Source organism: Bradyrhizobium sp. 157, assembly GCF_023073815.1.
GTDB lineage: Bacteria > Pseudomonadota > Alphaproteobacteria > Rhizobiales > Xanthobacteraceae > Bradyrhizobium.
Window position 1 is genome coordinate 557,960 of sequence record NZ_JADPKF010000091.1, and the last position, 13,334, is coordinate 571,293.

The 13,334-nt window shown below is 55.9% G+C and carries 13 protein-coding genes and 1 pseudogene; 12 read left to right on the forward strand and 2 right to left on the reverse strand.

Translation table 11 applies throughout. The annotated features are described in order from the left end of the window. Positions 1–399 precede the first annotated feature (399 nt). From IVA95_RS29375 to IVA95_RS29415, 9 genes are all read left to right on the forward strand, one after another. The gene (locus IVA95_RS29375; protein ID WP_247513631.1) at positions 400–648 is read left to right on the forward strand and encodes a hypothetical protein; all 249 of its coding nucleotides are present in this window, start codon (positions 400–402) and stop codon (positions 646–648) included. A gap of 318 nt (positions 649–966) precedes the next feature. Continuing rightward, on the forward strand, positions 967–1,167 hold the full coding sequence (locus IVA95_RS29380; RefSeq protein ID WP_247513632.1) for a hypothetical protein: 201 nt from the start codon (positions 967–969) through the stop codon (positions 1,165–1,167). A gap of 163 nt (positions 1,168–1,330) precedes the next feature. Next, positions 1,331–1,648, forward strand: a complete 318-nt coding sequence (locus tag IVA95_RS29385) for a hypothetical protein (RefSeq protein ID WP_247513633.1) — start codon at positions 1,331–1,333, stop codon at positions 1,646–1,648. Then, positions 1,645–2,166 (forward strand): hypothetical protein, encoded by a 522-nt coding sequence (locus IVA95_RS29390; RefSeq protein ID WP_247513634.1) that lies wholly within the window; start codon positions 1,645–1,647, stop codon positions 2,164–2,166. The genes IVA95_RS29385 and IVA95_RS29390 overlap by 4 nt, the downstream gene beginning before the upstream one ends. 181 nt (positions 2,167–2,347) lie before the next feature. After that, entirely contained in the window at positions 2,348–2,770 is a 423-nt protein-coding gene (locus IVA95_RS29395) for a hypothetical protein (RefSeq protein ID WP_247513635.1), read from the forward strand. Beyond that, positions 2,767–3,003, forward strand: a complete 237-nt coding sequence (locus tag IVA95_RS29400; RefSeq protein ID WP_247513636.1) for a hypothetical protein — start codon at positions 2,767–2,769, stop codon at positions 3,001–3,003. Before IVA95_RS29395 ends, IVA95_RS29400 begins: the two co-directional genes overlap by 4 nt. 327 nt (positions 3,004–3,330) lie before the next feature. After that, entirely contained in the window at positions 3,331–4,461 is a 1,131-nt protein-coding gene (locus tag IVA95_RS29405) for a hypothetical protein (RefSeq protein ID WP_247513637.1), read from the forward strand. Further along, the gene (locus IVA95_RS29410; RefSeq protein ID WP_247513638.1) at positions 4,458–5,000 is read left to right on the forward strand and encodes a hypothetical protein; all 543 of its coding nucleotides are present in this window, start codon (positions 4,458–4,460) and stop codon (positions 4,998–5,000) included. Before IVA95_RS29405 ends, IVA95_RS29410 begins: the two co-directional genes overlap by 4 nt. A 2,248-nt stretch (positions 5,001–7,248) precedes the next feature. Then, entirely contained in the window at positions 7,249–7,581 is a 333-nt protein-coding gene (locus IVA95_RS29415) for a hypothetical protein (RefSeq protein WP_247513639.1), read from the forward strand. Between the two features lie 295 nt (positions 7,582–7,876). Here IVA95_RS29415 and IVA95_RS29420 read toward each other — a convergent pair whose 3' ends face one another. Both IVA95_RS29420 and IVA95_RS29425 read right to left on the reverse strand, forming a co-directional pair. Next, positions 7,877–8,161 (reverse strand): hypothetical protein, encoded by a 285-nt coding sequence (locus IVA95_RS29420; protein ID WP_247513640.1) that lies wholly within the window; start codon positions 8,159–8,161, stop codon positions 7,877–7,879. 636 nt (positions 8,162–8,797) lie between these two features. Further along, on the reverse strand, positions 8,798–9,970 hold the full coding sequence (locus IVA95_RS29425) for a TlpA disulfide reductase family protein (protein WP_247513641.1): 1,173 nt from the start codon (positions 9,968–9,970) through the stop codon (positions 8,798–8,800). Between the two features lie 953 nt (positions 9,971–10,923). Between IVA95_RS29425 and IVA95_RS29430 the strand changes: the two genes are divergently transcribed. The 3 genes and pseudogenes from IVA95_RS29430 to modC all read left to right on the forward strand — a co-directional run bounded on the left by IVA95_RS29430 (position 10,924) and on the right by modC (position 13,135). Then, a complete protein-coding gene (locus IVA95_RS29430; protein WP_247513642.1) occupies positions 10,924–11,325 on the forward strand; it encodes a substrate-binding domain-containing protein in 402 nt (133 codons plus the stop codon). After that, positions 11,262–11,948, forward strand: coding sequence for a molybdate ABC transporter permease subunit (gene modB / locus IVA95_RS29435; RefSeq protein ID WP_247513643.1), 687 nt, complete (start codon positions 11,262–11,264; stop codon positions 11,946–11,948). The genes IVA95_RS29430 and modB overlap by 64 nt, the downstream gene beginning before the upstream one ends. Beyond that, positions 11,924–13,135 (forward strand): annotated as a pseudogene (gene modC / locus IVA95_RS29440) (molybdenum ABC transporter ATP-binding protein). The gene modB and the pseudogene modC overlap by 25 nt, the downstream one beginning before the upstream one ends. Positions 13,136–13,334: the final 199 nt, after the last annotated feature.

The following is a 13,334-nucleotide window of genomic DNA, read 5'->3' on the forward strand; positions in this document are numbered from 1 at the left end:
AGGACACAATTATTCCGTCGCGGAACCACTGATCCGCAGAGTGAGACCGCCGAAACACATGCTTTGTAACGGCGCCTATGATGATTCCAAATTGCACGAAATCTTATTGGGCTTGAAGGCGAAAGCAGTCATCTCAGCTTCACCAAACGTCCTTATTAGCTTTGTCAGTGCATCGAGAGTGCTTTCAACAAACTAAAGAACTTCAGGTGCACTAAAGCGTTATGACAATCTGACTTGCAACGCTTGGCATCTGTTTGGCGGAAGTGCTTGTATGGTGGATTTAATGAGGCTGGGCTTTAGTCTTTGCCAACACGCTGGCCGGCCGGTCGACTTACCCACTTTCCACCGGGCGGGTTGATTTATCCGTCCTATGAGGATGCCACGCTGGAGTTCTTAATCATGGACCACACTTCACCCGCGCGGCACCAAGCCTCTGGGGACAACCTGGTGAGCGCCGCATTTGAGAAGTCATGGCGCTTTGTCGAGACGGATCCATTGCTCGTGCATAATGCTCAGGAATTGCTGCGCGATCGACTACGAGCTAATCTGGAACTCTCACTGAAAAACGGCGAGCAGGACATATTCCATCTTGCAAACAGCGCGATTTGGAAGCTTCGCACCGAACTAGGACGACCGTGGGACTTATAGTATAGCCCTGCCTCGGCTGAACTAAGAGAGAATCCCTGTCACGCGCACGCATTGGTCCCATGTACGGCGAACTGAGCACGAAACAACTGATCATGAGGAGAAAAGATATCGCGCTTTCGTTGGGTGGTGCGCTGCTCATGGTCAGTAGTTGCCCATTGCCCTTGGCTGGACATAACATCGAAAATTGCTCAGGCACAGTGCACGGGCTCGGACGCGTGAAGCGCCGCCGCTCAACATCGCGTTTGGTATCGTTGCCATCGACAGGCGGATCGCGAAATAGGAGTCGGCGGCTCTGGGCATAATGTTGGGCTGGTCAATGTGACCGGCGTGCTTGCGGCTTTGATACCGGACGCACGGCAACGCAAGCTCGTCGCAGGGAACTTCAAGAAGCTCTACATCGAACAGCACAAGCTGAGGACCGGTCGAGTCATGTGGCAGCAGGTCGAGACCCATGTGATGCCCAAGCTCGGACCAAAGGACTTCAACGCGATCATCAAGCACCCGTTCTCGCCTCGTTGACAGACGCACGGAGCCAGGCGGGAATTGGCTCGCCCATCTTTCCGTAGAATGAACCGCTGCTCCTCGCACCACTCGGCGTATTGCCGAAGGTTATGCTCGCGGAAGAAGGTTCCTGTGTATGCACGATCCCTATTGATGCAATCAGCAACAGGAAGGTTAAACAATGAGCGACAGAGAACGACTACCCCCGAAGTGCCGCGCAAAGATCTTCGCACTCGCTGATCGGGAGGCCGCAGCACTGACCGCATTGAACTCCAACCAGCGGCAAATCGCAGAGTTGGCGAAGGCATACGACATCTTGTCGGACGAGCAACGCAAGCGCGAACTCAAGGAAGAGAGTGACCGCCGTCAGCAAGTGCAGGAGACGCACCGAGAACGTCACCGCGCATTAGCCGACCTCAACGGCCGCATCCGGCGCTACCTCTACATGCTGCCTGCAGATGCAGTGATCGACGACGCAAGCCAGCCAAGATCAAGTTGAAGCCCGGCGAGACCCATCAGCAGCTCGTCGCGGACTTGCGCATTCGCATCGTCAAGCTGATCGGCGAACGCAGCCAGGTCGAACGTGCGGCACTCCCCGTGGACGAGATCAAGGCGCAGGCAAAGGCGTGGATCACGCGGCGGGCAATCAAGGCGAGACCTGCAATCGTCGCGACGCATGAAAAGTTCGACGTGAAGTTCAGCTTTATGGACCCTGAGGCGTTCACACCGACGCTCGATCCATTGGCACTCCTCGCATGGTTTGACCCCGAGTGCCTCGAAGACAAGCTCAACGAACTGATCGACGAGATGCCCAAGCCGAAGTTTGCAATGACGCCTGCGGAGGAGTCCCAGCGTCTCGCCGCAATAAAAGCGGAGCTTGCGGACGCGGAACGGCTAGAGGTAGCGCTGATCGATGATGCACTCGATAACGCCGTGATGATCGACCACCGACCGAACGTTTCAATTCCCGCGTTGCTCGGCCTCGTCGTGTCGAAGCCGAAGGCGAACGCCGCGTGATTGAATTCCCCTCCTGCGTTTGCGACTTCCGCGGAGGGGTGACCGCCCGGTCGTGTTGTCCATCCGCGACCGGGGGCGGACAAGTCGGTGAGTGTCCGACCACATTGAAAGAACCCGACAGCACACGGTCAGGCTCGACTTCTCCTGACGCGCTGGGCATCATCGATTCCGGTCCGGAGCCGTGATCGAAGAACGGCCCCGTCGTTCTGACTTCCTGCAGCGCGGCGACGGGGTCAACTTTGTATTTATTTTTAGCGGGCTCGCGGAAGATTTTTCTCTGCCGCTGCATCTAGTAGTTTGGCAAGTGGCGACCACACAAAAATCGCCCGCTGCGAGAAGCGCTCTCAGTATGTCCTTTCAGAAGGGAGAATTGGTCTCGCCTTCGGTAAGCCAAAAGGTCGAAAAAATGAGTAAGCGCAAGCCGATTGCCGCAAAGCAACCTGAACTAGCCGTGAGACCGCACAACGATCAGAGTTTGGTCGAGAGCGAACACTTTGCCTTTGAGTACGCGCGGCTGATCAACGCCGTCCACGAAATGGTTCTCGCCGAATGTCGCAAGCACTTTACCAAAGAAGGCGCAGCGATGTCGCCACGCGCGGAATGATCGTGCTCGCATTGAACCACCCCACTGCCTACAACGGCATCGCTCGCAACCGCGGAGCGAAAGAAGCACTAAAGAGCGTCAAGAACGCGGCGCGCCTCATCAATGATGTTTTCGGTCTTTCGTATGGGGTGCGCGTGGACGGCGCAGACGACGACGGTGTTCCGCGTCAGAATCTACTGACAACATTGGCCTCGTCGTTGCCCATGGCGGCGGGGCCACCTCGACGTAATTAGGGCCCATGATACGTCGCGCAGGGAGCGGGATGGAGCGCGCGAAACGCGTCCCCGCATGACGACGAGGCCCCCGGCCCCCGAAAACCCGCTCCAGGACGCTCTAAACGGGGCATTTCGCTAACCAATTGAATACAGAATCACGTCGCGACAAGCGCGCTGGACTCTGAGTTCTTCTTTTGTTCTAGTGAGGCCATGACGGATCGACCTGCAAGCTGGCGCATGCCCAACATAACCTGGAGTACAATTATAGGTTCCGGCTTTTTTCGCTGCGACTCATGATAGGCATGAGGGCTTTCCTACATCTTTTATTGCACCGCGAGGGACGCAGTGATCCAAGCCGACATTGCTACAAAAATCATCTCGCCAGAAACATCGATCTGGGTGGTTTTTCCGGGCAGGAGACGACGCTTCATCAATAATTTTCTGCGCCAACAGCACGTGTTTCTTGAAACGCCCGGCATCGCTCTTCGGCCGGAAATGGCGAATGACTATCCGAGTGTTCGCCGCCATGTTCGGATGTCAGGGGCTATTTCAGAATATCATCTGCACTCAGAAGCGAAGAAATTCCCGTCGCGCAATCCGAACCATTATGCTGACAGTCCAATAAAAGATGCGGGTCTGCGTATGCTGGCCAGCAGTGTGCGCAAGATGTTTGGGCGTATGAAGTCGGGTGATCTCGTAGTTGTGCCCGGTCGGATGTTTAATCCGGTCTATTTCGGCGAGGTTACAGCTTCCTTCAAGACCGAAGACACGTTGCAAGTCGAACGTTACGGGCAAGAAGAAATACCCTTCCGTCGCGTCCGATGGCTCAACCCTGGTGTGCCGCGACATATCGTACCTCAGCATTTGCAAGGATATCTCGCGAAACCGCCAGCTATCGCTCATGTGGCGCGATCACCTGAAACTGAGGACTTCTTTCGATTTGCCTACCCAGCGTATGTTCTAGCGGACAAGTCGGCGGTCATGATGGACGGACCGAAATACGACGGCAAAAATCCTCTTGCTACAATCGAAGCGAACTATTTGGTCGCGTACTTCATCGCAGCATTCCATGCTATTGAGAAAGAACAGCTCGAGACATTCACAACTCTCAATGTTCCCGCAGCCATCGAAAAGTTTTACGATCCAGAGCTTGTTCAGTCGTTTACGCAGAATTTCAATTCCCCCGGCAAGTACGCACTTTCCGCGCTATCGGCAGTCCTTGGGACCTTTGTCAGCGTTGGAATTGCCATAGCGATTTCTCAATTGGACGCGTCCGACCTCCATGAGGGCATCGAGGTCACAAACTCAGTTTCACCACAAGATGCTCACATCAATAAGGACTCGGGCATTAAGCTGGATTATTTATTCAAATCTCTTCACAACGATAAGATCAAGGAGATCAATCACCTTGGCAAACGTGCCAAGGAACAAATCGGCTTGACCACGCCCGTTCGGATTAAAGTGAAAGCCAAATGAGACGCTTTCTCCGCTACCTCGCAGGCGTTTGCGTGCAGGACAAGTTGCCGGTCTGGGCAACAATTCTTGGGATCGTAATCGGTGCGTTGGGCACCTACTTCGTCATTCCTTCAATCAATGAAGGTCTTGAAAAGCAGAAAATCAAATCGGAGTTTGTTATCCGCAATCTAGATGATCTGAATTCAAGAACTCGCACATTGGTAAGCGATGTGTCTGACTTGCATTTCAACGTGCTTCGCACGGGCGAAATAGACGGTTCAGCGGTTCAGAAAATATCCTCCAAAATTGCAGAGATGCAATGGAAGGCTATCGAACTTGCCGTGATCTTTGAGGGCACTCCGGGCATGGATGCGGTTCAACGCTATCAGAAATCCCTTGACGGCGTTCGTACGGCCCTAGGCGAGCTTAAAGCAAAAAAGGATTTGCCGAACTCTCAGGCCGCAATCGAGGCGTTTTCTCAGAATACGCTCACCTTGATAAAGGAGCTTGCTGCACTAGCAGGGCTCAAAATTGCAACCACGCGCGCTCCAAAAATCTAGGTTTCTTCCTACCGATATAATTTTCGTTTCGCTTAGAGGCTCACGCAGACTTGTCACTACGGAGCGATGGTCATGCGGCGACATTGGCCTCAACGTCAGAAACGATGGCAATTGGATGTTGGAAAAGCCCGGTCCGCCCTGCGCCATCCTGTGGTGGCCGGGCCTACTTGGCGCGTTACGAGCCCCCGCGTTCCCGCGGAGACATAGTTCCGGCGCGTCATAGGCGCGTCATAGGCGCGTCATAACACGGTTTGTTCTTGGGCAATAACTAAGAAAATCAACTACTTCGTCGATATATTTATTGCGGATTGCAATATTCACTGCTGAGCTGGGGACCCAGGCTGACTCCAAGTTCGCAAACCGGTTGACAGAAGAATATCAGAGGGACCTTGACTTCGTCTCACACGGACAGCCGCAACGAAATCTCAGTGCTCGCGAAGGTCCTGCCCGGCGTTAACATCTCCATATCTACGACGTGCATCGATGCACGTCGATCTTCATAAATGTACCGCACGCGCCAGAGCGGCCCCAACTCCGGTGTGAAGCCGAAATCGCCAGAGTCAAGCGCCCTTGCGATCATTCGGACAGCGTCACTGTTGCTTATTGGCAAGGAGAACGCCGCATCAATAAGTACCGCCAAGCTCACGCCGTCTGCGAGCAACGTACGTGCAATGTTGTCGCCGTGAACACGCCGCAAAGTTGAGACGATTGCCGCTACGGCAGCTGGATCATTCAAAGGCACTCTGGGCTAGTCCTCTTTGAGCCACGCACATGCTCCAGGTCCAGCGCCAGATGAAAGATAACTGAAGAGGATGTGGTTCTCTCGCAGCTGCGCCTCCTCCGGCTTTACGATGGTTGTAGTCCTTTGCGGCCAGATTCCGGCGCCGGCGTCGGCCTCGACTGTCACCAGCCACCACATATTCGCAGCTGGCTAGAGGCGTAAGGTCAACGCGGTACGGGTGCGCCCTTTACTTCCTTGGTAACATTGCCCCTCACTCGCAATTCTCCTTAGGAAGACGACCTTCTATAGTCGGAAGAGCAGCGCAAACTTGCGAACCTAGCTTCGAAATAGCGCAGAGATCCAGCGATTATTGACCTATTACGCATTACTCCGGACGGACGGACTTCCTCGCCGAGCTCAGCGCGGATCAGCCAGACCAGACACTCGAATTAAACGGCACGAACGCGTGATCGCGCGCCGGCGTTTGTCGTGTTCACGCCGTCTTTCGACATCAATGGCGGTGCCATGCGGCAGAGGGCACCCGCACATTGACTGAGACCGCAGAATCTCCGAGCGAGATGCCATATACCGATCCAGCGATGAACGTGAGGGATTCGGCACGACCCGAACGTGAGCTCGCAAATAATTCAGACGCGCCTCCTTCAACGGATGGTCGGAATAAGCCTACCGGGGTCTTTTAACCCTCCAGCAAGCGGGGATTTGGGCGGCGGTCTTGCCGATGGTGGACTCCTCGAACTCAACCGTAATACTGTGCTTCATGAGTCTAGCTCAGTGTTGTTGGCGTCTCAAAAGCAACGGCCGTGCCAACGGCGTTCAAAATGCAGCACTCGCACCAGCGGCCATGCTTTTCCTGCGCGCGACTTACGGACTGACTGTTGCACGTCACCATTTCGTTCCTGTATGTCGCTCTTGCGACGACATCTGCGGCAGCGCAAGATGCGCAAATCAAGGGAACGTGGTCGCCGGCTTGCATGAGGTCTCGTGGTGGTTGATGTTTGTTTCGGCCGACTTGGTGCTGAATGGTCGGCCTCTGCTTCGCATCGATGCGGGCCTGGATGATCTCAATCGTCAGATTTCTGGGATCATCATTTTCAAACGACGGCCCAACCAAGCGCTGCGCACAGCGGATCAAGCCATTGCCACATCATGCATTAACCGGAGACTGAAGTCCTTTAACACCATCTCCAGCCGGGAAGAGCCGTATGGATCATCTTGCGCGCCAGATTGTGGGGACCCATGGTCGGTCTCCCCTGTGTCACCAAAATTAAAACGGCATGCGTCAGCGGCTTCTTGCTGACGTAACTTCGCGGCGAGCCGTGGAAATACAGCGACCGTTCTCAAGAACGACTGCATGGTTGGAAACGCCTAGCGCATCGTCGAATTCTGTTCAGCTACCAGAATCGAGAAGCCTCCTGCTCCACGTTGACTAGTTTCCGCGCGATTCCTTCCTCAAGAAACACTCGTTGTCGTGTTAGAGACAAGCCAAGCGCCTATGGCGTTGAGCGAGTGATTTCGCTATTCGTCGGCGCCTCACTGCGTGCGGCTGGTTTGGGTTTGGCGGAGCCGATCATGGCACAAATCCCTCAGGAGGCTTCCAGAACTGGCTCCTCAAGAATTGTCAATTTTCTCTACGAATCGGTCGCGGACATCGCTTTCTTCATCGCAATTCTGTTTGCTGTCGGTTTCGTTCTACTCGCGCCGATTGACAAGGTTCCGCACACGTGCGCGGAAGCGCTTGCTGTAGACAGTACCGATAGCTCTGTTTGCCATTCAACACAGCGTCATGGCGCGCAAGCGCTTCAAAGATTGTTGGAGACAATATCTGCTGAAATGCATTGAACGAAGTTTTTATGCGCTGCTAACGAGTCTCTGTCTCAAGTTGCAAATCTGGCAGTGGCAGCCGATGCCGACAATTGTCTGGCAGGTCGAGAAACCCGTTTCTCGGTGACGGCCGCTATAGTCTTGTTCGTCGTTTGAAAGATCGTGCTCAAGAGCACGCTTTCTGATCTATCATTTGAATTGTTCGGATATCGAGGGGCTCGACAACTCCGCACCCGCTGTACTATAGCTTTGTGCGACATCCCCATTTATATCGGCCTTGTTATCGATTTCTGCGCGGCGCCCGCCAGTACGATTAGGCATCTGTTGTTTGCAATCCGGGCTTCTCAACGGCGCCCGACCGAAGGTAATGGCTCCTCAGGAAGGCCGGCATCAACAGGGCCAGTCCTATACGCGGGTCGGCAATTTCGCGCTCATCAAGCATCAGCACCATGGTCACGCCAAGCAGTTCAAGCGCACGCCAACCGGGCCCGGAGGCGCTCAGACCTATCTCGGCCACATCATTTGCGCCATCGCTCGCAGCGAAGGAAACGCTGCCTTGCTCAGCGAGAGCGCGCTTCTGCGCAGGCGGAACTGGCACGACGGGTGTTCGATCAGAAGCAGCATCAGCGCGGACCCACGGTCTATTCGCTTCTTGCGCCGGAGTCGAGTGCCTTAGCAAGGGCAAGGCGCGCCGGCCCCATGTCAGTGGCCACGACGCGAGCGCATGCTAAAGGCAAAAATGCGTCACCATGTTAAGAGGCTGCCCAGCACGCCTCACGCTGGCCACGCGCTTTAACCGTGATCTCGGAATGGGAGGCGCTGATCGGGAACGCCATCAAGCCTCTTATGCTGACAAACCTATACCGCGGCCCCGACGGACTATACGCGGGTGTTCACCTCAGGGTAGACGCGGCAGACGAGCCGAATACCAGCGAATTTGCGAGGAGCTCCGCGGTCGGAGCCGGTCATCGGCCACATTTAGTCCGAGCGTCGAATGGGCCGCAACTACTTTTGTGCCGCGAGGGCAATGTCACCAACGCCATCCTCGGCCACAAGTTCCGACGTCTTAGGTAGCTCAGCCTATTGTTGTGACAAATCCCGGCCAGTCTCTTCGCCAGACACCTGATCAATCTAACTCAAAATCAGGTATTTCACAGACGACTACTTGCGAGTGGGCCGCCAGAGAGATGGGCGAATTGGCCAGTAAATACAATTCCGATTAACATCCCTTTTTTTATTCTTTCCTCCTCCGGCGCCTGCGCTTTGGCACCTCAGGAGACTTGTTTTGCGGAGCCGAACAGAAATTCCCGTAACAAACCTTCTCACCCTTGTAGTTGGCCAGGGCCTGGAGCAACCGCGGCACGAAGAGCTGTTTCACTTCGTCCTGGATAGGCTCCGGATGGTCCAACGACTTCAGCGCCAGCTCGATTAACTCGATCGCGCGATCCTTGTTGCCGCTCTCGTAATAATACTGAGCGATCGCTCCATAGGACATGAACTTATAGCCGTCGCCGCGCTGCGGAGGAGTCAGGGTCAGCATGTGTTCGGATAACTCCTTGCCCATCGCAAAGCGCTCGGCAGGCGGAAAGTAGGAGTTGTCCTTCACCGGATCGAAGAGTTCGCCCATTACTCCGGCCATCCACACCTCGGATTTTTGGCTGATCGCGTCTCGAACCAATCGGCGCATGACCGGCAAGCCTGTCCGCATGTCATGCATTTTGTGAAGTAAAAGATCCACATGAAGCAGGCGGAAGTTGATGTCGTCCGGCATCACGGCGACGGCCTCTTCGACTGCTGAAAGCGCCGTCACCCAATCCTCGGCCTTTATCGCGGGCGTAAGTTTGGCGAGTATCGGCTCACACAACGCTCGCTTGCGTGTTTCGCGCAGTTTGCGCCGACCTTCGGCGATTCGCTTCGTATCGGCGGCTTTCGCTTCATCGCTGGTGCGCCAGATGCCATTGAGAACTTTCGCCAAAACGCTATCGAGTTCCGTCGGATGACCGATAAAGGCGATGCGGCCGTCACGGTCGACGACGTACGAGGTGGGAATCCCGAGTGAAGAACTGGGCTCCATCCAAAGCTTGTTCATTTCTCCTGAATAGTCGAGCGCGATAGGATAGCCCAGCTTCGGGACTTTTTCGGTCAACCACGCGTCCAACTTGGTTCGAGCCTCGTCCAGAGTTGGCGCTTCTTCGCTAGCTGCGACTCCGACGACCTCAAGTCCCCTGTCTCTGTATTCCTCTTGCAACCGCACCAAATGGGCCATCGCCTCCACACATGCTTCGCACCAAGTTGCCCAAAATTCGATGATGTAGACCTTTCCGCGTTGGAAGCTCCTCAGGGGCTGGCCACGCAACCAGCTTTGCACTTTTATGGGAGGAGCCTCGGATTCCATGCGCAGTACCATTTTGCTCTCCAAGGCTATTGCCAGAAGCTGCGCGACCTTATGCGCGAGCTTGTCTCTGTAGGAAACGGGGGCGCGCGGGTTCAAGGAAGGAGAGCATCGCCTGTCTTGCGCGTCTGCGTGCCTTCAGCCCTCACTTCGTGTTGAGGCATCTCAATAGCAACGCTTATGCCAGCGCCGTCAGCGCGCTTAAGCGCCTGACTACAGTTTCAAAACCTCCACGGCGGCGTAAGCCGCGGTGTTTTGAACCCGACGTGCTTTTGTGCCGTTGTCAGAAATTGAACACGGGTTGTTCGGTTGGCAACGCCAGAGCAGCGTGGTTAATATTGTGGGTGTCGAGCTGCCTATCCGACGTCAATCAGGATTAGATGAGAGCGACGATGCAGATCACGGGTCGAACGATAAAGCCGCGGAGCAGTGACGCGTGTTCTGAAGACGATCATGAAATCATTCGCAGGCACTGCCGCTTGTGCTGTATGAAAGCCGAGATCCATGAGTTGTCGAATCGAACGGGCCTATGACAAACCAGCCAAGGTCTTTAACGCGCGCGTACTTGGTGACATTGACGATTAGTCCCGACACCGCCTTCATCATTCTGAAGCAATCTTCAAGCTCGGACGAGAGGCGATCGGCATCACGTCAGCCCCCCATCTTGCAATGCCAGTCCGTGTGCGGTTGATGACGTGGATTTCCGACACCCGAAAACGGGTGCCGCCATTCCAGAAGGCAAGCTGACGTCTATGCGTGCTTCACTCTTCTCAAGCAAGGCACGCATCAAATTCTGCGAGCGGCACGCCGATTGCTAGTATCGAGCAGCGAAGAGCCGCTGTGACCAGAAAGCAGTGGCACCGTTTCCGTCCCTAGGAGCTGTCCGGTGACACTTTGCCCGATTAATCCTGAACAATGCAACTCTGATTCTGCTTATGCTCGGAAATGCGGAGGCGGCGAACACCAATGTGGCGCTCGCCGCGATTCGCGAGCCCGCGAAGGAGATTGCAGCTTCGTTCGAGCAGAAGACCTGGGACGAGGCCGTGGTTGGGGCGAGTGGACAGTTGTACAGCCAGATCACCCAAGGCGCCTCATTTCAGATGTTCCTCTCGGCCAACGGCGCCAGTGGTTCGCGTTGTCTGGTGCCGAAGAAGCTTTATATCCCCATCCCGCAGGGCCCCATGTTGGTCAAGATTTGCGCCGGCAGCAACGTGATACGCGCCTTCGTCAATTTTCTCGAAACACCGGAAACCCACTCCGTCGTCGCGCGCGATGGCTACGGGTTCGACGACCGGAGTAGACGTGCATGGGGCGCTTTTCGACAGAAATCTGGCAATCGCTCGGGCTCACGATCGAGCTCGCGAGCCTGACTACCCTGATCCTGCTAATCGTTGGTACGCCGCTCGCGTGGTGGCTAGCACGGTCAAAGAGCTTTTGGGCTGAGGCGGTGGCCGCGCTCATCGCGCTGCCGCTGGTGCTACCGCCAACGGTAATCGGTTTTTATCTGTTGGTCTTGCTCGGCCCGAGCGGCCCTGGCGGCCTTCTCGCCTCTCTCTGGGGCGGACGCACGTTCGCTTTCACTTTTGCGGGGCTCGTGGTAGGATCGGTGTTGTGGGCGCTGCCTTTCGTGGTCCAGCCCATCCGCAACTCCTTCGTTACCATCGGCAACCGTCCGCTGGAAGTTGCGGCCACTTTGCGCGCCTCTCCATTGTATGCCTTCTTTACCGTCGCCCTGCCCCTGGCGCGACCGGGTTTTCTCACAGCCGCGGTGCTTGGTTTTTCGCATACAATCGGCGCATTCGGCCTCGTACTGATTATCGGCGGCAACATTCCTGGACGCACCAAGGTGGTGTCGGCCCTTCTCTTCGACTATGTCCAAGCGTCGCGCTGGCGCGAAGCAAATCAGCTTGCCGGCGGCATGGTGATGTTCGCCTTTGCGGTAATCATCCTTTTAACGTTGATCGAGAAATGCTGCGGAACGAGGTGCACGTGAGAACAGCCACACCAGGCCGGATCGAAATCGCCTTCAAGGGGCAGTTGGGTAGCTTTCCACTCGACGCGCAGTTCAGCGTACCGGCTAAAGGTGTGGCAGCGATTTTCGGACAGCCTGGCTGCGGCAAAACTACGATCGCTCGCTGCATCGCCGGCCTCGAGCATTTGCCTGACGGTTTCTGTGATATCGATGGTGAGGTGTGGCAGGATGAGACCATGTTCCGCCCACCGCATTTGCGCCCCATCGGTTATGTGTTCCAGGAGGAAAAGCTTTTCCGCATTTGACGGTCAAGAGCAACCTTCTTTACCGCACGACGAAAGCCGAACCGATGCCGATCGTCTTTGAGAAGGTACTCGAATTTCTGGGTATCGCGCCGCTGCTCGACCGCTCGCCAGCGCACCTGTCCGGCGGCGAGCGGCAGCGCGTTGCCATCGGCCGGGCGCTGTTGTCCCAGCCAAAATTGCTTGTAATGGACGAGCCGCTTGCCGCATTGACCGCTGCGCCAAGAGCGAGATCCTGTCGTTGCTCGAGTGCCTGCATGAAAAGTTCGCGCTGCCGATGATCTACATCAGCCATGACATGGCTGATGTAGAACGCCTTGCCGATCATCTCATTATCATCGAGCGTGGCACGGTGACCGCGGCCGGGCCGTTGCATGTCTTGCAGACCGATCCTGCGCTGCCGCTTGCGGCAAGCCGCAAAGCCACTGTTAGCCTTGATGCCGTGACCGCCGGCTATGACAGACGCTATGGCCTACTCATCCTCTCCGTCAAAGGTGCGCGCTTGCTGGTGCCGGCGGCGCCTCTTCCACCCGGCGTGCACCAGCGGCTGCGCATCACAGCCAGCGACGTCAGCCTTGCACGCGAAGCGCCGCTCGCAAACTGTCCATCCTCAATGTCTTTCCGGCACGGATAAAGGCCTGTTTGCCGCTCTGCCCGGGTGAGCTCACGCTGCTGCTTGGGCTCGGCAGCGGAGGCTCTGGCGCGGAGATTTTGGCGCGCATTACGCGTTTCTCCTTTGATACGCTAGGGCTCGAGAATGGAATGGACGTATTTGCCCTTCTCACTGGTCACGGTGTCTGGACCTCCGCTGCCGGCTATAACGGCTTCCATGCCAGCGGAAGATGCTGGACAGGAAAGCGCCGCGGCCTGATACCAGCGGAAGAGGACCAAGGCCATGATCACTAACTTCTCCTAGATTGATCCCAACCACGTCATGGCAATCCTCTACCGGGCCCAGGACAGGAAGTCGATATGCTGCTCGCCGACTTAACCCAGGATCTCGCGCGGCAACGCGCGCGCGTCGGCAGCATCGTCCAGCGAAACTTCAGGACGCAATGAGCACGAGACCATGGTCCCGCTCGAAATGACGGGCACGAGATTTCGA